This window comes from Streptomyces sp. PsTaAH-124 (assembly GCF_000373685.1).
Classification (GTDB): Bacteria; Actinomycetota; Actinomycetes; order Streptomycetales; family Streptomycetaceae; genus Streptomyces; species Streptomyces andamanensis.
On sequence record NZ_KB892174.1, the window covers coordinates 30,900 to 52,124 of the forward strand.

Sequence of the window (21,225 nt, forward strand, 5' to 3'; positions counted from 1 at the left end):
GGTGCCCCTCGCGGTTCACCGGGCCGCCGCCCTCACTCCGACGACCTCGCGGCGAGCGCGGCCCGCACGAGATCGTCGATGCCCATGTCGGCGATGGCGCCGCCCGCCGGGGCGGACTCCCCGGCCGCGGGCGCGGCCTGCTCGTCCTCGGCCACCGGCGGTGCCAGCTCCGTGAGCAGGAACTCCGCCAGCGTCTCCGGGTTCGGGTAGTCGAACATCATCGTCGCGGGCAGCCGCAGCCCGGTCGCCGCGCCGAGCTGGTTGCGCAGCTCGATCGCGGCCAGCGAGTCCAGGCCCAGTTCGGTGAAGCCGCGCCGCATGTCGATGGCGTCCGGGTCGTCGTGCCGCACCGCGGCCACCTGCTCCCGTACGACGTCCAGCAGGATCTGCACCTGGTCCTCGCGGGCCAGCCCGGTCAGCCGCTGCTCCAGGGACTCCGTCTCCGGCGCCCCGGCCCCACCCGCGGTGACGGGCTCGGTGCCGGTGGCCGCGGCCCGCGTCGTACGGGTCCGGACCGGGCCCGCGAGCTCGCTGAGCGCCGCGGGCACCGGGCCCGAGGCGGCCAGCGCGGCGGCGTCGAGACGCAGCGGGACGAGCGCGGTGTGCCCGGTGGCCAGCGCCGCGTCGAACAGGGCGAGCCCGTCGCGCGGGGACAGGGCCGGGGTGCCCAGGCGGCGCTGCCGCTCGAACACCGCCGGGTCGAGCCGCGCCCCCATGCCGTCGCCCTCCCACAGGTGCCAGGCCAGGGAGACGGCGGGCAGGCCCGCGCCGCGCCGGTGCTGGGCCAGGGCGTCCAGGAACACGTTGGCCGCCGCGTAGTTGGCCTGTCCGGCGTTGTCCAGGAAGCCGGTGGTCGACGAGAACAGCACGAACGCCTTGAGCTGCGGCGCCCGTTCGGCGGTCAGCTCGTGCAGGTGCCAGGCCGCGTCCGCCTTCGGCGCGAGCACCGCGTCGAAGCGCCGCGGCGTCAGCGAGGCGATCAGCCCGTCGTCCACCAGACCGGCCGCGTGCACCACCGCGGTGAGCGGGTGCGCCGGGTCGACGGCGTCCAGCAGCTCGCCGAGCGCCTGCCGGTCGGCGACGTCGCAGGCGGCGAGGGTCACCTCGGCGCCCAGCGCGGCGAGTTCGGCCGACAGTTCGGCGGCGCCCGGTGCGTCGGGTCCGCGCCGGCTGGTGAGGACGAGGTGGCGTACGCCGTGCTCGGTGGCGAGGTGCCGGGCGACCAGGGCGCCCAGACCACCGGTGCCGCCGGTGATCAGGACCGTGCCCTCGCCGTCCCACGGCGCGGCCTCGTCACCGGCCGTGGCCGGACGCAGCCGCGGCACGAGCAACGTGCCCGCGCGCAGCGCCAGTTCCGGGGCGCCGGAGGCCACCGCGGCGGACAGCGCCGCCTCGGACTCCGGTGTGCCGTCCAGGTCGGCCAGGACCAGCCGCCCGGGGTGCTCGGCCTGCGCCGCCCGGACCAGACCCCACACCGGGGCCTGCGCCACGTCCACCCGCTCCTCGCCGTCCGCCGCGCACACCGCGCCGCGGGTCGCCACGACCAGCGCCGACCCGGCGAACCGGTCCTCGGCCAGCCAGCCCTGCACCGCCGCGAGCACATCGTGCACCACCGCGTGCGCACCGGCGGCGGCGTCCCCGGTGACCTCCGCACCGGCCGGGACGGCCTCGGCCACCCGCAGCAGCGCGTACGGCGGTACGGCGCCGCCCTGATCGCCCACCGGGGCGCCCAACACCTCGTCCAGCGCGGGAAGTCCGGCGCCGGAACCGGCGGGAGCGGCCGGGCCGGGCAGCCAGCCGAAGCGGTACAGGTCCTCGGCGGGTGCGGCGAGCTGTTCGCGCGCCACGGGCCGGGACACCAGCCGCTCCACCGTGGCCACCGGACGTCCGTGCGCGTCCGCGATCCGCAGCTCGGTGACCTCGTCACCGCCGACCCGGCGCAGCAGCACGCGCAGCGCACCGGCCCCGGAGGCGTGCAGGCTCACCCCGCTCCACACGAACGGCAGCAGCGTCGACTCCGCGTCGTCGAGCAGGTCGACATGGCTCGCCGCGTCCAGGAGCGCCGGGTGCAGCCCGTAGCGCAGGGCGTCGGCGCGGGCCTCCTCGGGCAGCTCGACCTCGGCGTACACGTCGTCGCCGTGCCGCCAGGCCGCCTTGAGGCCCTGGAAGACGGGACCGTAGTGGTAGCCCCGCCCGGCCAGCCGCTCGTACACGCCCTCCAGCGGCAGCGGTACCGCCTCCGCGGGCGGCCAGGCGGTCAGGTCGAAGCCGGGCGCCGGGGCCGCGGTGGTCAGCGTGCCCTCCGCGTGCCGCACCCAGGCGGCCTGCGTGTCCTCCGGCCGGGTGTGGACCGTCACGGTACGGCGGCCCGTCGCGTCCGGCGCGCCCAGCACGACCTGGAGGGCCAGCGCCTCCCGGCCGGGCAGGGTCAGGGGTGCCTGGAGGGTCAGTTCCTCCAGGTGCGGGGTGCCGGTCTCGTCGCCCGCCCGGACGGCGAGTTCGACGAGTCCGGTACCGGGCAGCAGCACCGTGCCCAGCACGTCGTGGTCGGCGAGCCACGGGTGGGTGGCGACGGACAGCCGGCCCGTGAGGACGACGGAGCCGTCCGGCAGGTCGATCGCCGCGCTCAGCAGCGGGTGCCCGGTCGCGGACTGCCCGTGCCCGGCCGCACCCGTGGCCGCCGCGCCCGCCTCCGGCTGCGGCGCCTCCAGCCAGAAGTGCCGCTTCTCGAAGGCGTACGTCGGCAGGTCCACCCGCCGCGCACCGGTGCCCGCGAAGTGCGCCGCCCAGTCGACGCGGCGGCCCGTCGCGTACAGCACGCCCAGCGCGGCGGCGAGTTCGCGCTCCTCGCCCCGGTCGCGCCGCTGCGCCGCGATGTACGTGGCGTCGTCGTGCGTGGCCGGTCCGAGGGCGGTCAGGACGGCGTCCGGGCCGATCTCCAGGAAGACCGACGTCCCGGTCCGCGCGAGCTGGGCGAGGGCGTCCGTGAGCCGGACGGGCTTGCGGATGTGCTCGGTCCAGTAGGCGGGGGTGGTGAGTTCGTCGGTGACGGACTCGCCGGTGACGGTCGAGACGAAGGGGATACGGGGACGCTCGTAGGTGAGTGACTCCGCGACCGCCCGGAACTCCTCCAGCACCGGTTCCATGAGGGGGGAGTGGAAGGCGTGGCTGACGGTGAGCTGCTTGGTCTTGCGGCCCTGGGCGGCGAAGTGCTGGGCGATGGCCTGTACTTCGGCCTCGGCGCCCGAGATCACCGTGGACTGCGGGGAGTTGAGGGCGGCGATCCCGGCCTGGCCGGTCAGGTGCGGCTGGATCTCGTCCTCGGTGGCCTGTACGGCGATCATGGCGCCGCCTGCCGGGAGGGCCTGCATGAGCCGTCCGCGTGCGGTGACGAGCCGTGCCGCGTCCTCCAGGGAGAAGACCCCGGCGACGTGTGCGGCGGCGATCTCGCCGATGGAGTGCCCGGCGAGGTAGTCGGGGGTCACGCCCCACGACTCCACGAGTCGGTAGAGGGCGACCTCGAAGGCGAACAGGGCGGGCTGCGTGTACTGCGTCTGGTTCAGCAGGTCCGCGTCCTCGCCCCACATCACCTCCCGCAGCGGCCGGTCCAGGTGCGTGTCCACTGCCGCGAGTACGGCACCGAGCGCCCGCGCGAACACCGGATAGGTGTCCGCCAACTCCCGTCCCATGCCGATCCGCTGGGCGCCCTGTCCGGTGAACAGGAAGGCCAGGGGAGCATCGGCGCGGTCGGGGCCGGTGACGACCGAGGGGGAGGGGGCGCCCTCCGCCAGGGCGGTCAGGGCGCGCAGCGCCTCGTCGGCGCCGGACGCCAGGACCGCCACGCGGTGGTCGAGGGCGGCGCGGGTGGTGGCCAGCGAGTGGGCCACGTCGAACAGGGCGGGGCGGTCGGCCGCCGCGAACAGCTCCTTCAGCCGTGCGGCCTGGGCGGGCAGGCTCCGGGCGTCCTTGGCCGACAGCGGCAGCACCGCCGTACGGTCCGCGTCCGACCCGGCCGCCGGGGCGGACGCCTCGGCCGGCGTGGGCTGCTGTCCGGCCGGCTGCGGGGCCTGCTCGACGATGACGTGCGCGTTGGTGCCGCTGAGGCCGAAGGACGACACCGCCGCCCGGCGCGGCCGGTCCGTCTCGGGCCAGTCGCGGGCCTCGGTCAGCAGCCGGACGGAACCGGCCGACCAGTCGACCTTGGGCGAGGGCTCGTCCACGTGCAGGGTCTTCGGCATGACGCCCGCACGGACCGCCATCACCGCCTTGATGACCCCGCTGATGCCCGAAGCGGCCTGCGCGTGACCGATGTTGGACTTGATCGAGCCCAGCCACACCGGCCGGTCCTCGGGCCGGTCCTGGCCGTAGGTGGCCAGCAGCGCCTGCGCCTCGATCGGGTCACCGAGGGTGGTGCCGGTGCCGTGGCCCTCGACCAGGTCCACGTCCTGCGTGGTCAGTCCGGCCGCCGCCAGCGCGCGCTGGATCACGCGCTGCTGGGACGGTCCGTTGGGCGCGGTCAGGCCGTTGCTCGCGCCGTCCTGGTTGGTGGCGCTGGAGCGGATCACGGCGAGCACGGGGTGGCCGTTGCGCTCGGCCTCCGACAGCCGCTCCACCAGCAGCAGGCCCACGCCCTCCGACCAGCCGGTGCCGTCCGCGGCCGCCGAGAACGCCTTGCAGCGTCCGTCGGCCGCGAGCCCGCGCTGCTGGCTGAAGTCGACGAAGATCTCCGGCGTCGGCATGACGGTCACACCGCCGGCCAGCGCCATCGTGACCTCGCCCTGCCGCAGCGCCTGGCAGGCCATGTGCAGGGAGACCAGCGAGGAGGAGCAGGCGGTGTCGACGGTCACCGCGGGTCCTTCCAGGCCCAGGGTGTAGGCGACCCGGCCCGAGGCGATGCTGCCCGCGCTGCCGTTGCCCAGGTAGGGGGAGAGCTCGTCCGGTGCGGAGCCGTGCAGGGTGCCGTAGTCGTGGTACATCACGCCGACGTACACACCGGTCTGGCTCCCGCGCAGCGACGACGGGTCGATGCCGGCCCGCTCGACGGCCTCCCAGGAGGCTTCGAGCAGCAGCCGCTGCTGCGGGTCCATCGCCACGGCCTCGCGCGGCATGATCCCGAAGAACTCCGGGTCGAACTCGGCGGCGTCGTGCAGGAATCCGCCCTGGACCGTGTAGGTCCTGCCGGGCGTGCCGGGCTCCGGGTCGTAGATGCCCTCGGGGTCCCAGCCGCGGTCGGCCGGGAAGCCGGTCACCGCGTCGCGGCCCTCGGCGACCAGCCGCCACAGGTCCTCGGCGGAGCGGACCCCGCCGGGGAAGCGGCAGGCGATGCCGACCACGGCGATGGGCTCGTCGGCCGCCGCGGCGGTGCGCGGCGCGGCCTGCGCCGGTGCCGGTGCGGCGGTGCCGGAGATCTTCTCCTTGATCAGCGCGGCCACCGCGCGGGCGCTGGGGTGGTCGAAGACGAGTGTGGCGGGCAGCCGCAGTCCGGTGGCCGCGTTGAGGTTGTTGCGCAGCTCGACGGCGGCCAGCGAGTCGAAGCCCAGCTCCCGGAACGCCTTCTCCGGACCGACCGACTCGATGCCGCTGTGCCCGAGCACGGACGCCACCTCGCGGCGGACCAGCTCCAGCAGGGCCCGGTCGCGCTCGGCGTCGTTCAGACCGGCCAGGCGCTGGGCCAGCGCGCCGGTCTCCTCGGCGGCCGCCGCCTGAGCCGTGCGGCGCCCGGCGCCGCGGGCCATGCCGCGCAGCAGCGCGGGCGGCTCGTCGGTGCGCGAACGCAGGGCCGTACGGTCCACCCGGACCGGGACGAGCAGCGCTTCGCCGCTCGCCAGGGCCGCGTCGAACAGGGCCAGGCCCTCGGCGGTCTCCAGCGCGGGCATGCCCAGCCGCCGCATCCGGTCCAGGTCGGAGCCGGCCAGCGGACCGCCGAGTCCGGTGTCGACCGCCCACATGCCGAACGCGAGGGCGGTGGCCGGGAGTCCGGCGGCACGGCGGTGGTGGGCGAGGGCGTCCAGGAAGACGTTGGCCGCCGCGTAGTTGGCCTGCCCGGCCGCGAGGACCAGGCCGCCCGCCGAGGAGAAGAGTACGAACGCCTTGAGCCCCGGGGCCCGTTCGGCGGTCAGTTCGTGCAGGTGCCAGGCGGCGTCGGCCTTCGGGCCGTACACCTTGCCGGTCTGCTCCTCGGTGAGCGTGGCGACCAGACCGCTGTCCACCACGGCCGCCGCGTGCACGACCGCGGTGAGGGGGTGGGCCGGGTCGATGCCGTCGAGCAGGTCGGTGAGGGCTTGGCGGTCGGTGGCGTCGCAGGCGGCGAGGGTGATGTGGGCGCCGAGTGCGGTGAGTTCGGCGGTGAGTTCGGTGGCGCCGGGGGCGTCGGGTCCGCGTCGGCTGGTGAGGATGAGGTGGCGTACGCCGTGTTCGGTGGTGAGGTGGCGGGCGACGAGGGCGCCCAGGCCGCCGGTGCCGCCGGTGATGAGGACGGTGCCCTCGTCGTCCCACGGCGACTCGGCGACGTCCGAAGTCCCGGCGGAAGCCGTGCCGGAACCGGTGGCGGGCACCAGCCGGGGCACGGACAGCGCGCCCTCGCGCAGGGCCGCCTCCGGCTCCCCGGAGACGGCGGCCGCGGCCAGCGCCGCAGCCGACGGCTCGGTGCCGTCCGTGTCCAGCAGGGCGAACCGGCCGGGGTTCTCCGCCTCGGCGGCCCGCACCAGACCCCACACCGGGGCCTGCGCCAGGTCCACCGCGTCCCGCGCGCCGGCGGCGACCGCGCCGCCGGTCACCACGGCCAGCCGGGAACCGGCGAACCGGTCGTCGGCCAGCCAGGCACGGACGGTCTCCAGGACCGACGACGTCACCGCGCGCACCGCGCCCGGCAGGTCGCCGTCGGCACCGGAACCAGTACCGGCCACCGGAGCGAGCACCACGTCCGGCACCGGCCGGTGGCCCGCCTCCACGGCGGCACCCAGCGCGGCCAGATCCGCGAACTCCGGTACCAGACCGGTCGGATCGGCCGTTCCCGCCAGCCGTACGACACCCGAGGCCGGGGCCTGCGGGAGCGGCAGCGCGCTCCAGCCGATCCGGAACAGCGCGTCCGGGCGGCCCGGCCGGGACGCCTCCAACTGCTCGCTCGCGACCGGCCGGGAGATCAGCTCGTCCACCGTGGCCACCGGACGGCCCGTGCCGTCGGCGACCCACATCGCGGACACCTCGTCGCCGCGCACCCGGCGCAGCAGCACCCGCAGTTCGGTCGCGCCGGACGCGTGCAGCGTCACCCCGTTCCAGGAGAACGGCAGCAGCGTCTCGCCGGACGCCTCACCGTGCTCGTCGACGAGGTCGCCGTGCATGGCCGCGTCCAGCAGCGCCGGGTGGAGCCCGAAGCGCAGCGCGTCCGCGTGGGCGCTCTCGGGCAGGGACACCTCGGCGTAGATGTCGTCGCCGTCGCGCCACACCGCCCTGAGCCCCTGGAAGACGGGACCGTAGTGGTAGCCCCGGCCCACCAGCCGCTCGTAGACGTTCTCCAGCGGCAGCGCGGTGGCCCCGGCGGGCGGCCACACGCTGTGGTCGAAGGCGGGCGCGTCGGCGGCGGCCGTCAGCGTGCCGCTCGCGTGCCGGGTCCAGGCGGAGTGCCCGTCCTCGGGCCGGGTGTGCAGGGCGACGGTACGGCGGCCCGTCGCGTCCGGGGCGCCCAGGACGACCTGGAGGGCCAGCGCGCCGCGCTCGGGCAGCGTCAGCGGGGCCTGGAGGGTCAGTTCCTCCAGGTGCGGGGTGCCCGCCTCGTCGCCCGCGCGGATCGCGAGCTCGACGAGCCCGGTGCCCGGCAGCAGCACCGTGCCCAGCACGTCGTGGTCGGCCAGCCACGGGTGGGTGGCGACGGACAGCCGGCCCGTGAGCACGAGCCCGTCCGAGTCCGGCGACGGCACCACGGCGCTGAGGACCGGGTGGTCCACCGGAGTGAGCCCGGCCGAACCGACGTCGCCCACCGGGGCGGTCGGGTCCAGCCAGTAGCGTTCCCGCTGGAAGGCGTAGGTCGGCAGGTCCAGCCACGCACCGTCGCGCTCACCGAAGAACGCGGTCCGGTCCACGGCGGCACCCCGCGCGTACACCCGCCCGACACCCCGCACCAGCTCCAGCGCCTCGCCCTGCGACCGGCGCTGGGCCGGGACGAACACGGCGTCCTCGGCCACGGCAGGACCGAGCGCGGTGAGGACGGCGTCGGGGCCGATCTCCAGGTGGGTGGCGGCGGGCAGCCGGGTCAGCGCGTCGGTGAGGCGGACGGGCTTGCGGATGTGCTCGGTCCAGTAGGCGGCGGTGGTCAGCTCGTCGGTGACGACGTCTCCGGTGACCGTGGAGACGAAGGCGATTCGCGGGCGCTCGTAGGTGAGCGATTCCGCGACGGCCCGGAAGTCGTCCAGCACCGGTTCCATGAGGGGGGAGTGGAAGGCGTGGCTGACGGCGAGTTGCTTGGTCTTGCGGCCCTGGGCGGCGAAGTGCTGCGCGATGGCGCGGACTTCGGCCTCGGCGCCGGAGATGACCGTGGACTGGGGGGAGTTGAGGGCGGCGATCCCGGCCTGCTCGGTGAGCAGGGGCAGGATCTCGTCCTCGGTGGCCTGTACGGCGATCATCGTGCCGCCCGCCGGGAGGCTCTGCATGAGCCGTCCGCGTGCGGTGACGAGCCGTGCCGCGTCCTCCAGCGAGAAGACACCCGCCACATGCGCGGCGGCGATCTCGCCGATCGAGTGCCCGGCGAGGTAGTCGGGGGTCACGCCCCACGACTCCACGAGTCGGTAGAGGGCGACCTCGAAGGCGAACAGTGCGGGCTGCGTGTACTGCGTCTGGTTCAGCAGGTCGGCGTCCTCGCCCCACATCACCTCCCGCAGCGGCCGCTCCAAGTGCGCGTCCACAGCGGCCAGTACGGTGTCCAGGGCCTGGGCGAACACCGGATAGGTGTCCGCCAGCTCCCGGCCCATACCGATCCGCTGGGCGCCCTGCCCGGTGAACAGGAACGCCAGTTTGCCTCCGGCGGCCTCCTCGATGTCCTTGCCGGTGGTGGCGATGCGGTCCAGCGCGTCGGCCAGTTCGGCGCGGTCGGTGCCCGCGGCGACGGCGCGGTGGTCGAGGGCGGCGCGGGTGGTGGCGAGGGCGCTCGCCGCCGTGGTCAGCTCGCCCTCGGCGAGGGTGTCCAGGAACGCCCGCAGCCGGGCGGCCTGGGCGCGGACGGCCTGCGGGGTGCGGCCGTTGACCGGCCAGGCGACGACCGGGGCCTCCTCGGGCGTCTCGTCGGGGACGGAGGCGGTGTCGGCGGGCGGCTGCTCGATGATGACGTGCGCGTTGGTGCCGCTGATGCCGAACGAGGAGACACCCGCGCGGCGGGCGCGCCCGGTCTCGGGCCAGGCCCGGGACTCGGTGAGCAGCGCGACGGCGCCCGCCTCCCAGTCGACCTGCGGCGACGGCTCGTCCACGTGCAGGGTCTCGGGCAGGACGCCCTCCCGCATCGCCATGACGACCTTGATGATGCCCGCGACACCGGCGGCGGCCTGGGTGTGGCCCAGGTTGGACTTGATCGAGCCGAGCCACAGCGGCTCGCCGTCGGCGCGGTGCTGCCCGTAGGTGGCGAGCAGCGCCTGCGCCTCGATCGGGTCGCCGAGGGTGGTGCCGGTGCCGTGCGCCTCGACGGTGTCGACGTCCGCGGGGGACAGTCCGGCCGAGGCGAGGGCCTGTTCGATGACCCGCTGCTGGGAGGGGCCGTTGGGCGCGGTGAGGCCGTTGCTGGCGCCGTCCTGGTTGACGGCCGAGCCGCGCACCACCGCGAGGACGCGGTGGCCGTGGGCGCGGGCGTCGGAGAGGCGCTCCAGGACGAGCATGCCCGCGCCCTCGCCCCAGCCGGTGCCGTCGGCGGCGGCGGCGAAGGACTTGCAGCGGCCGTCCGAGGCGAGGCCCCGCTGCCGGCTCATGTCGATGAAGGTGTCCGGGGTGGCCATGACGGTCACACCGCCGGCCAGCGCGAGGGAGCACTCGCCCGCCCGCAGGGCCTGCGCGGCCCAGTGCAGGGCGACCAGGCTGGAGGAGCAGGCGGTGTCGACGGTCACCGCGGGCCCTTCCAGGCCCAGGGTGTAGGAGACGCGTCCGGAGACGACGCTGGCCAGGCTGCCGTTGCCCAGGTACCCGGCGACCTCGTCGGGGACGCGGTCGCCCAGGCGGGTGCCCCAGTCGTGGTACATGACGCCCGCGAAGACACCGGTGCTGGTGCCGCGCGCGGACAGCGGGTCGATGCCGGCCCGCTCCAGGGCCTCCCAGGAGGTCTCCAGCAGCAGCCGCTGCTGCGGGTCCATGGCCTGGGCCTCGCGCGGGCTGATCCCGAAGAACTCCGGGTCGAAGTCGGCCGCGTCGTACAGGAAGCCGCCTTCGCGGGTGGAGCTCTTGCCGGAGATGCCGGGCTCGGGGTCGTAGAGCGCGTCGACGTCCCAGCCGCGGTCGGACGGGAACAGGGAGATGCCGTCGCGGCCCTCGGCGACCAGGTCCCACAGCTCCTCGGGGGTGGTGACACCGCCCGGGTAGCGGCAGCTCATGCCGACGATGACGATCGGGTCGTCGTCGGCGGCGGCCGTGGCGGGAACGGGCGCGGCGGGCTTGGCGGCCGGGGTCTGCTCGGCCGGGACCAGCTTGGCGCCGATGTGCTCGGCGAGCGCCCTCGGGGTCGGGTAGTCGAAGACGAGGGTGGCGGTGAGCCGCAGTCCGGTGGCGGCGTTGATGCTGTTGCGCAGCTCCACGGCGGCCAGCGAGTCGAAGCCGCTCTCGCTGAACGCGCGGCCCGGGTCGACCGCGTCGGCGCCGTCGTGTCCGAGGACCGAGGCGACGTGGGTGCGGACCAGGTCCAGCAGGGCGGCGGCGCGGTCGTCAAAGGAGAGGTTCGCGAGCTGGCCGGCGAGCGAGTCGGCGACGGAGACCGTACCGGCGCCCGCGGCGGGCGCGGTGGCCGCCGCGCGGCGGGCGGGCCGGGCCGGGGCGAGCGCGCTCAGCACCGCCGGGACACCGTCCGAACGGTCCTGAAGGGCATGGGAGTTGACCCGTACGGGGACCAGGTGCGGGGCGTCCAGGCGCAGCGAGGCGTCCAGGAAGGCCAGGTTCTCGGCGGCCGACAGGGGTTCCAGGCCCAGCTTGGCGATGCGCTGGAGGGCGGCGGCGTCGAGTGCGGCACCCATGCCCGCGTCGCCGGTCCACAGGCCCCAGGACAGGGCGGTGGCCGGGAGTCCGGCGGCGCGGCGGTGGTGGGCGAGGGCGTCCAGGAAGACGTTGGCCGCCGCGTAGTTGCCCTGCCCGGCGCCGTCGAGGAATCCGGCGGTGGACGAGTACAGCACGAACGCCTTGAGCCCGGGGGCCCGTTCGGCGGTCAGCTCGTGCAGGTGCCAGGCCGCGTCGGCCTTCGGGGCGAGGACCGCGTCGATCCGCTCGGGGGTGAGCGCCGGGACCAGCCCGTCGTCGACGATGCCGGCGGCGTGGACGACTCCGGTGAGGGGGTGGGCCGGGTCGATGCCGTCGAGCAGGTCGGTGAGGGCTTGGCGGTCGGTGACGTCGCAGGCGGCGAGGGTGACGTGGGCGCCGAGTGCGGTGAGTTCGGCGGTGAGTTCGGTGGCGCCGGGGGCGTCGGGTCCGCGTCGGCTGGTGAGGATCAGGTGGCGTACGCCGTGTTCGGTGGTGAGGTGGCGGGCGACGAGGCCGCCCAGGCCGCCGGTGCCGCCGGTGACGAGGACGGTGCCCTCGTCGTCCCACGGCGCGTCCAGCTCGGGGAGGTCGGCGGCGGGGGCGAGTCTCGGCACACGGATCCCGCCCGCGCGGATCGCGAGCTCGGGCTCGCCGGTGGCGAGGGCGGCGGGCAGCAGGCCGCGGGCGGAGTCGTCGTCGAGGTCGACGAGGACGATCCGGCCCGGGTTCTCCGCCTGGGCGGCCCGGACCAGGCCCCACACCGGGGCCTGCGCCAGGTCGGGCAGTTCACCGGTGGCGGCGGGCACCGCGCGGCGGGTGACGAACACCAGGCGGCCGTCGGCGTCGGGGTCGGCGAGATAGGCGTGCAGCCGCTCCAGCACCTCGCCGGTGGCGGTGCGTACGCCGGTGAGCGGGTCCTGTCCGGCCGGTGCGGTGACCTCGACCACGGTCGCGTCGGAGGCGTCGGCCGCCGCCGGGACGGGCAGGGCCGTCCACTGCACGCGCAGCGGGGTGCCCGCGCCGCCCTGGGCGGCGCGCAACTGCTCGGTGTCGACCGGGCGCAGCACGAAGGAGCCGATGCGCGCGACGGGCGCGCCGGACGGGTCGGCGACGGACAGCGACACCGCGTCGGTGCCGTGCGCGGCGATCCGCACCCGGACGGCGGAGGCGCCGGAGGAGTACAGGGACACACCGGTCCACGCGAACGGCAGCCGGGTGGTGTCCGCCACGGGCTCCGGCGAGGCGAAGTCGGTGGCGTGCAGGGCGGCGTCGAGCAGCGCCGGGTGCAGTCCGAAGGCGCCCGCCTGCGCGGCGGTCTCGCCGGGCAGCGCGACCTCGGCGTACACCTCGCCGCCGGCCCGCCACACGGCGCGCAGCCCGTGGAAGGCCGGCCCGTAGCCGTAGCCCTGGGCGGCCATCTGCGGGTACAGGCCGCTGATGTCGACGCTCTCGGCGCCGACCGGCGGCCACTGGGTCATGCCGAACGCGGCGGCGTCGGCGGCGGGTTCGGCGGAGGCGGCGAGCACACCGGTGGCGTGCCGCGTCCACTCGGTGTCCTCGGGGGCGTCCTCGGGCCGGGAGAAGAAGTCGACGGAGCGGCAGCCCCGCGCGTCGGCGGCGCCCACCACGACCTGGAGGGCGACGCCGCCGGTGGGCGGCAGCACCAGCGGTGCCTGGAGGGTCAGTTCCTCCACGAGGTCGCAGCCGACCTCGTCACCGGCCCGTACGGACAGCTCGACGAAGGCGGTGCCGGGCAGCAGCGCCACCCCGGCGATCAGATGGTCGGCGAGCCACGGGTGGGTGCGCAGCGACAGCCGCCCCGTGAGCACGACCCCGCCGCCCTCACCGGCCAGCCGGACCACCGAGCCGAGCAGCGGGTGCCCGGCGGCGAGCTGGCCGAGTCCGGCCGGATCGCTCCCGCCCTCGGGCGCGTTCAGCCAGAAGTGGCGGCGCTGGAAGGCGTACGTGGGAAGCTGGACGCGGCGCGCGCCGCGGCCCGCGTAGCAGGCGCCGAAGTCGACGGCGGTGCCGCAGGTGTGCAGCAGGGCGACGGCGGACAGTAGTTCGCGCTGCTCGTCGCGGTCGCGGCGCAGCGCGGACACGAAGGTGGCGCCGGGCCGCGTCACGCACTCCTGGCCCATCGCGGACAGCACGGCGTCCGGGCCGAGTTCGAGGAAGCAGGTGACGCCCGCCTCCTCCAGGAAGCGGATGCCGTCGGCGAAGCGGACCGCCTCGCGCACGTGCTCCACCCAGTACTCCGGGGAGCACAGCTGCTCGGCGGTGGCCAGGGTGCCGGTGACGTTGGAGACGACCGGGATCCGCGGCGCCTTGTACGTCATCACCTGGGCGACGCGCCGGAACTCGGTGAGCATCGGCTCCATCAGCGGCGAGTGGAAGGCATGGCTCACCCGCAGCCGCTTGGTCTTGCGGCCCTGCTCGGCCAGGCGGGCGGCGACGGCCAGGGCGCGTTCCTCGTCGCCGGAGATCACCACGGAGGAGGGCCCGTTGAGGGCGGCGACGCCGACCAGGCCGGTGTGCTCGGCCAGCAGCGGCAGCACCTCGTCCTCGGTGGCCTGCACGGCGATCATGGCGCCGCCCGCGGGCAGTTCCTGCATCAGCCGGCCGCGCGCGGCCACCAGGGTCGCCGCGTCCTCCAGGCTGAGCACACCGGCCGCGTGCGCGGCGGCGATCTCACCGATGGAGTGCCCGGCGAGGTAGTCGGGGGTGATGCCCCAGGACTCGACGAGCCGGAACAGGGCCACCTCGACGGCGAACAGCGCGCACTGCGCGTACCGCGTCCGGTGCAGCAGCTCGGCCTCGGGGGTGCCCTCGGCGGCGAACAGCACGTCCCACAGGGAGACGTCGAGCTGGAGGTCGAGGTGGCCGATGGCGTCTTCCATGGCCTTGGCGAAGACCGGGTGGGCGCGGTACAGCTCGCGGCCCATGGCCAGGCGCTGGCTGCCCTGCCCGGTGAACAGGAACGCCAGCCGCCCGGACGTACCGCTCGTGCCCTCGGGGTCGGCGAACAGTCCGGGCGCCGAGTGGCCCTCGGCCACGGCGCGCAGCGCGCGTTCGAACTCGGCGCGGTCCCCGGCCAGCGCCACCGCGCGGTGCGACAGCGAGGCGCGGGTGGTGGCCAGCGAGTGGCCGATGTCGAGGAGCGGCACCTCGGGGCGCTCGGCGAGGAACGTCAGCATCCGCTCGGCCTGGGCGCGCAGCGCGGCGCCGCCGCGGGCGGAGATCACCAGCGGCAGCGGTCCGGTGGCCGTGCCGTCCGTGCTGCCTGGGCCGTCTGTGCTGTCCGTGCCGCAGGCCGGCGGGTCGAGGAGGTCGTCCTCGTCGTCGGCGGGCGGCTCCTCCAGGATGACGTGCGCGTTGGTGCCGCTGATGCCGAAGGCGGAGACGCCCGCGCGGCGCGGCCGGTCCGCGTCGTGCTCCCAGGCGCGGGCCTCGGTCAGCAGCTCGACGTTCCCGGCGTCCCAGCGGATGTGCGGGCTGGGCGCGTCCACGTGCAGGGTGCGGGGCAGCACCCCGTGCCGCATCGCCATGATCATCTTGATCATGCTGGCCGCGCCGCCCGCCGCCTGGGTGTGCCCCAGGTTGGACTTGACCGAACCCAGCCACAGCGGCCTGTCCTCCGGCCGCCCCTGCCCGTAGGTGGCGATGATGGCCTGCGCCTCGATCGGGTCGCCCAGCCGGGTGCCGGTGCCGTGCGCGTCGACCGCGTCGACGTCCGCCGAGGCCAGGCCCGCGTTGGCCAGCGCCTGCCGGATCAGCCGCTGCTGGGAGATGCCGCTGGGCGCGGTCAGGCCGTTGCTCGCGCCGTCCTGGTTGACGGACGTGCCGCGGACCACCGCGTACACGGTGTGCCCGTGCCGCCGCGCGTCCGACAGCCGCTCCACGACCAGCAGGCCGATGCCCTCGGAGAAGCCGGTGCCGTCGGCGGCGTTGGCGAACGCCTTGACCCGGCCGTCGGCGGCCAGGCCCTGCTGGCGGCTGAAGGAGGTGAAGATGCCCGGGGAGCCCATTACGGTGACGCCGCCGATCAGGGCGAGCGTGCACTCGCCGCTGCGCAGCGCCTGCGCCGCCAGGTGCAGCGAGACCACCGCTCCGGAGCAGGCGGTGTCCAGCGTCATCGCCGGACCCTCCAGGCCGAGGGTGTACGAGACACGGCCGGAGGCGACGCTCGGCGCGTTGCCGATCATCAGATAGCCGTCCAGGCCCTCGGGGGCCTCGTGCGCCTTGACGCCGTACTCGTGGACCTCGGCGCCGATGAACACACCGGTGCGGCTGCCGCGCAGCGAGTCGGGGGCGATGCCGGTGTTCTCCAGCGCCTCCCACACCGTCTCCAGCATCAGCCGCTGCTGCGGGTCCATGGCCAGCGCCTCGCGCGGGCTGATCCCGAAGAAGTCCGCGTCGAACCGGGTGGCCTCGGCGAGGAAACCGCCCTTGTTCACATAGCTCTTGCGGGGCGCGGACGGATCTGGGTCGTAGAGGTTGTCCACGTCCCAGCCGCGGTCGGTGGGGAAGTCGCCGAGCACGTCACGGCCCTCGTCGACCAGCCGCCACAGGTCCTCGGGGCTCTCCACCCCGCCCGGGAAGCGGCAGGCCATGCCGACCACGACGATCGGGTCGCTGTCGTCGGCCGCCGCGGCGGCCACCGGCTCCGGCACGAACACGTCCGGCTCCACCCCGAGCAGGTCACCGCGCAGGAACGCGGCGAGCGCGGCCGGCGTCGGGTGGTCGAAGGCGACGGTGGGCGGCAGGCTCAGGCCCGTGACGGCGTTCACCCGCAGCTGGAGCGTGGACAGGCCCAGCGAGTCCAGGCCCTGCTCCTTGAACGGCAGGTCCGGGCGGACCGACGCCGGCGGCTCCGGGTGGACCGAGCGCAGCACCGCGAGGGCCTGAGCGCTCACCAGGTCCAGCAGCACGCGCGTCTGTTCGGCGGCCGGCAGGCTCTCCAGCCGGTTCACCAGTGCGGACCGGGTTGCCAGTGCGTCGTCCGGTCCGTGCTGGGCATCAGAAACATGGCTTCCGGACCCACTCATCTGCACACTCCACACCTGATCACTGTTGCCACAGCCAGAAATTGGGAACAACCCGAGAAAAGGTCCCGGATTTGTGACTCTAGGTCGGGCCGCGAAACGGCCACACCCCTATCCACCCCTACCGGTGCCACTAACCCGGCAGGAGTTCCGCCCCGGCGCCTTCGGTGATCTCCAGCGCCGCTTCGTCGTACCGCTGCCGGACATGGAAGAGATCCTTGAGGAGATCCGCCGACGTGATCTTCCTCGCCGTGCCCTGTTCTGCTATTCCGCGCAGCGGCAGCCGCCCGATGTCCGCCCAGCGCATCCGCCCGTCCGGGCCGATATAACTGCGCGCCCGGCCCGCGTTGTCCGGATGGACGCAATAGGGCACATCCAGATAACCGAGCCGGAACGCGGCCAGCAGCGCCCGCCCCAGGTCGTCGTCGAGCCCCAGCACCGCGTCGACCAGGGCCCGCGCCTCCGCGTACGTCGGGGAGTCCCCGAGGACATCGGGCGCCCCCGGACGCTCGGGGGCGGTGCGCCGGGCCACCGCGTCGGCGTACTCCAGGGCGAGCACATTCTCCGCGATCGTCGGGATACGGCGGGCCTCGGCGACCGTCTTCACGATCAGCCGGTGCGCGCCCGTGGTCACCGCCAGCTCGGCGGCCCGGCCCAGCAGCCGGTGCGCACCCCGGTACGTCTCCGGGTACACACCCATGTACGCGTAGATGACCACATGCCAGTTGTCCGTGGGCAGCAGCTCCTGGCAGAGCCGGCGCAGCGCGCCCACCGCCTCCCGGTCCTGGCCCATGTCGGTCTGCTGGGCGTAGCTCAGCGACAGCGACCGGATGCCGTGCTGGGCGAAGAACATCGCCTCCAGGAAGCTGATCGCCACCAGCTGCGAGGGCGGGCACAACTGCCCCATCATGCAGCCGCCGAACGTCTCCAGATGCGGTTCGACACCGGTGTCCCGCAGCCGTGTGTACAGCTCGCAGCAGGCCTCCCAGTTCTTCACCCCGTCGGCCAGCGGCGTACGCCCGTAGGGCAGGCAGTACGAGACCGGGCCGCCCTCCGTCGCGTTCAGCCGCAGCCGCAGCAGCGCCCAGAAGATGTCGACGGGCGTCGCCGAACCATGCCTGACCTGCACCGGAAAGGTGGCGTCGCGAACACCCGCGAGCACCGCCTCGGTGGTGGCGGGCGGATGGTTGACGACCGGGTAGCCGTTCAGCTTGATGCCCTCGCGCAGCGCCTCCTCCACGGCGGCCAGCTCACCGACGCGGGTGTAGCTGTCCAGGGTGAGCGTGCCGACCGTGGTGGCGTCCGCCCCCTTGGCGGCGACGAGCCCCTCCCGCATCAGCGCCGGATCGCCGAACCCCATCCGGGGCTGGACGACCAGCCGCCCGTCGGCGCCCGCCGCGCGCACGAACGCGCCGAAGTCCACCGGCGCGGGCACGGCGGGCGACCGGCGCTGCCGGAAGGGACGGCGGCCGCTCACAGGGCCACCCGGCCGGCCTTGTCGAGGCTGCGCTCGGGCGCCGGAAGCGTGGTCAGGAATCCGCGGAACGCGCCGACCGGGTCCTGGCCGTCCTCGAAGACGGCGTCGAACCCGGCGGCGGTCAGCTCCTTGGCGCGTACGGCCGCCTCGGCGTCGTCGGTGCCCAGCTTGCCGCCGATCACGACGGGCGTGGCGGCCAGCGGGGCCAGCGCCCTGAGCTGGCCGATCACCCGCATGCCGTCCTGGTAGCCGTGCCCGTTGACGCTGCTGACGACCACCATGTCCGGCTCCAGGGCATGGCACTCGCTGACCAGCAGGTCGTCGGGCACACACGGACCGAGGTTGACGACCGTGTACCCGCACTCCTCGATGAGCAGTTGCAGGAACACCAGGTTCCAGGTGTGCGAGTCGGAGGCCACCGAGGTGACGATGACGGTGCCCTTGGACCGCTCGGCGTCCTTGCTGCCGCTCTCCTCGGGCAGCAGCGGGCGGCTCACCTGCGGCCTCCGTTCTCCACCGGCGTGCGCACATGCGCGATCCGGGTGGCGGAGACCACCTCGCCGCCGGACACCGCGACCTCGACCGGCGCCGGGCGGCCCAGGAACATCAGCAGGCTCGACGTCGGCCCGTACGCACCGGTGTTGGGGATGGCGAGCAGGTCGCCGTCGCGCACGTCGGCGGGCAGCTCGATCCCCCGGCCCAGGACGTCGCCCGGGGTGCACAGCGGGCCGACCAGGCTCGCCTTCTCCGTCCCGCCGTCCACGGGCACATGCACGGTGACCGGCATCAGCCGCCCCAGCCCCGACATGCCGCCGAAGGTGTTGATGCCCGCGTCGGCGATCACGAACTTCTTGCCCCGGCTCACCTTCACATTGCTGACCCGGGTGACCAGCGTGCCGCAGTCCCCGGCCAGATAGCGGCCGGACTCCACCGCGAGCCGCGGGGTGCCCGTACGCCAGGACGGGAAGTGCACGTCGAGCGCCGCCTCCAGCTCGGTGCGCAGCTTGGGATAGCTGTCCCGGCCGCCGTGCTGCGCGTACGGCACGGAGAAGCCGCCGCCGATGTCCAGCAGCCGCAGCGGCACCCCCAGGTCGTCCTGGACGGCGGCGGCCACCCCCAGGGTGTGCGTCAGCTCGCCGATCAGGGCGTCCTCGTCCTTGGCGTTGGACTGCGAGAACAGATGCAGCCCGGCCAGCCGCGTACCGGCCACCGACCGCAGTTCCGGGGCCAGTTCGGCGACGGTCTCGCTGTCGATGCCGAACTGCGTGGGCGCGCCCGTCATCCGGATGCTGGTGGTGGCGCTGGCCGTGGCGCTGTTGATGCGCAGCAGGCAGTCCACCACCGTACGGTGCGCGAGGGCCGCCTCGCCGATGTGCCGCAGATCGCTCAGCGACTCGGCGGAGAAGGTCTGCACGCCCCGGCCGACCGCCTCGGACAGCTCACCGGGCGTCTTGCCGGGCCCGGTGTAGAGGATCTCCGAGCCCTGGTAACCGGCTTCGAGCGCCGCCTCCAGCTCGCCGGTGGAGCTGATCTCGGCCCGGCACCCCGGCCCGTCGCCGTCGCCGCCGCGCAGCGCGCGCACCAGGTCCACGTGCGGGTTGGCCTTGAAGGCGTAGAACACCTCGAAGCCCTCGGGCAGCCAGGAGAACAGGTCGCGCCGGGCCGCCCGCGCGCGGTCCAGGTCGTACACGTACAAGGGGGTGCCGAACCGGCGGGCCAGCTCGGTGGGGTCCGTGGACTGGGTCATTTGCCGCTCCCGTCGAGCATCAGGGCCAGCTCCTTGCGTGCGTTCTTGCCGTGCTGGGTGAGCGGGAAGTCGCTGAGCACCCGGCAGATCGCCGGCACCTTGGCGGGTTCGAGCCGCTGGGTCAGCTCCTTGAGGACGGTGCGCGGCGGCAGGTCGCTCTCCACGAACAGCGCCAGGTCGTGGGTGTCGCTCGGCGGCAGCACGGCCGCCGCCCGCACCCCGGGCACGTCCATGGCGGCGCCCTCGATCTCCAGGGTGCTCATCCGGAAGCCCTTGCGCTTGAACATGTCGTCGCGGCGGCCCTCGAAGTACAGATAGCCGTCCTCGTCCAGCCGCCCGTAGTCGCCGGTGTGCAGCCTGCGTTCGCCGGTCTCCGGGTCGGTGCGGAACGCCTTCGCGCTGACCTCGGGGTTCTTCCAGTAGCCGGGCATCACGTGCGGGCCCACGGCGACGATCTCGCCGACCTCGCCGACGGGCACCGGGCGGCCGTCCGCGTCCAGGATCAGCACCCGGGTGCCGGGCAGCGGCAGTCCGACGGCCCCGGGGCGCTCGGTGTCCTCCCCGGGCGGCATGACGGTGATCCGCTTGGCCTCCGTCTGCCCGTACTGGCGCACCACCCGCACACCGGGGAAGTGCCGACGCAGCGCGTCGATGGTGGCCTGCGGCAGCGCCGCACCGGTGTTGGTGAACATCCGCACCGGCGCCTGCGGTCCGTCCTCGCGCTCGGCCAGCGTGACGATCATCGAGGCCAGCGACGGCACCAGCGGGACGACCGTGGCGCCCGTCTCCCGCATCCGGCGCAGCAGCAGCAGATCGGAGTCGCGGTCGGCGAGGACGACCTCGCAGCGCGCGACACACGTCATCAGGATCTTGTACAGGCCGTAGTCCCAGGACATCGGGAAACGGCAGAAGACCACGTCGTCCGGGCGGTAGCCGAGGCCCTCGGTCAGCGCCCGGGTCGCGAAGGTCACCTGCGCGTGCGGGCAGATCACCGCCTTGGGCGCGGCCGTCGACCCGGAGGTGTAGATCAGCGTGGCCACGTCGTCCGGCCGGGCCTCCTGCCCGGCCTCCGCCCGTGCGCCGCGCTCGCGCAGCTCCTCCACCTCGGGCCACAGCTCCTCGAAGAGCCGGACCGACCCGGCGATCTCCGCGAGACCGTCCCCGCTGGCCGCGTCGCCGATGACCAGCACCGGTTCGGCGTTGGCGACGACCTGGCGCAGATGGAACATCTTCATCGCCGGGTTCAGCGGGACGAAGACCGCACCGGCCCGGGACGCGCCGTAGAACATGGCCGCCAACTGCCGGGTGGTGGGCAGCTGGAGCACGACGCGGTCGCCGCGGCGCACCCCGCGGGCGTGCAGCCAGGCCGCGAACGCCTCGCTGTACGCGGCCAGTTCGCGGTAGCTCCAGCCGCCCGCGGCGTCCCGGACCGCGGGGGCGTGCGGCACCTCGTCCACAGCCTCGTCGAGGAGACCGTGCACGAGTCTGCTCCGGGCGGCCCGCCCGTCATGCGCTTCGGATTCTTTCAGTGACGAATACGAGTGGCTGACCAACGTCGCACCCCGCTTTGAGTTGTGGCTCGGTTCGCCGAAATCCGCTTTCGCCGATTAGCTCGTTGGCCACGGTATGGGGGGTGCGGCAGCGGTCAAACCCCTAACTCCCCCTAGAGGCCCCGGACAAGGCTTGTGCAATCCGGAGAGGGGGAGTCGATTCGAGGAGTTCTTGAGGGGTTCGCCGCAGTGTCCGAAGGCCGCGCCGTA

Annotated in this window: 5 protein-coding genes; all 5 read right to left on the reverse strand. The window is 74.5% G+C overall.

The annotated features are described in order from the left end of the window. Nucleotides 1-32 precede the first annotated feature (32 nt). A complete protein-coding gene (locus B086_RS40345; protein WP_018568329.1) occupies nt 33-16,169 on the reverse strand; it encodes a type I polyketide synthase in 16,137 nt (5,378 codons plus the stop codon). Nucleotides 16,170-16,374: 205 nt separating this feature from the next. Next, on the reverse strand, nt 16,375-17,718 hold the full coding sequence (locus B086_RS0120630) for a hypothetical protein (protein WP_018568330.1): 1,344 nt from the start codon (nt 17,716-17,718) through the stop codon (nt 16,375-16,377). Continuing rightward, nucleotides 17,715-18,215 (reverse strand): cobalamin B12-binding domain-containing protein, encoded by a 501-nt coding sequence (locus tag B086_RS45530; RefSeq protein WP_018568331.1) that lies wholly within the window; start codon nt 18,213-18,215, stop codon nt 17,715-17,717. Before B086_RS45530 ends, B086_RS0120630 begins: the two co-directional genes overlap by 4 nt. Continuing rightward, entirely contained in the window at nt 18,212-19,465 is a 1,254-nt protein-coding gene (locus B086_RS0120640) for a hypothetical protein (RefSeq protein WP_018568332.1), read from the reverse strand. Before B086_RS0120640 ends, B086_RS45530 begins: the two co-directional genes overlap by 4 nt. Continuing rightward, nucleotides 19,462-20,946, reverse strand: a complete 1,485-nt coding sequence (locus B086_RS0120645) for an AMP-binding protein (RefSeq protein WP_018568333.1) — start codon at nt 20,944-20,946, stop codon at nt 19,462-19,464. The genes B086_RS0120640 and B086_RS0120645 overlap by 4 nt, the downstream gene beginning before the upstream one ends. Between the last annotated feature and the right edge of the window lie 279 nt (nt 20,947-21,225).

What these genes read in the sequence shown, in the direction of transcription:
- B086_RS0120640 (WP_018568332.1), bottom strand. Translation starts at nt 19,465, where the DNA reads ATGACCCAGTCCACGGACCCCACCGAGCTGGCCCGCCGGTTCGGCACC.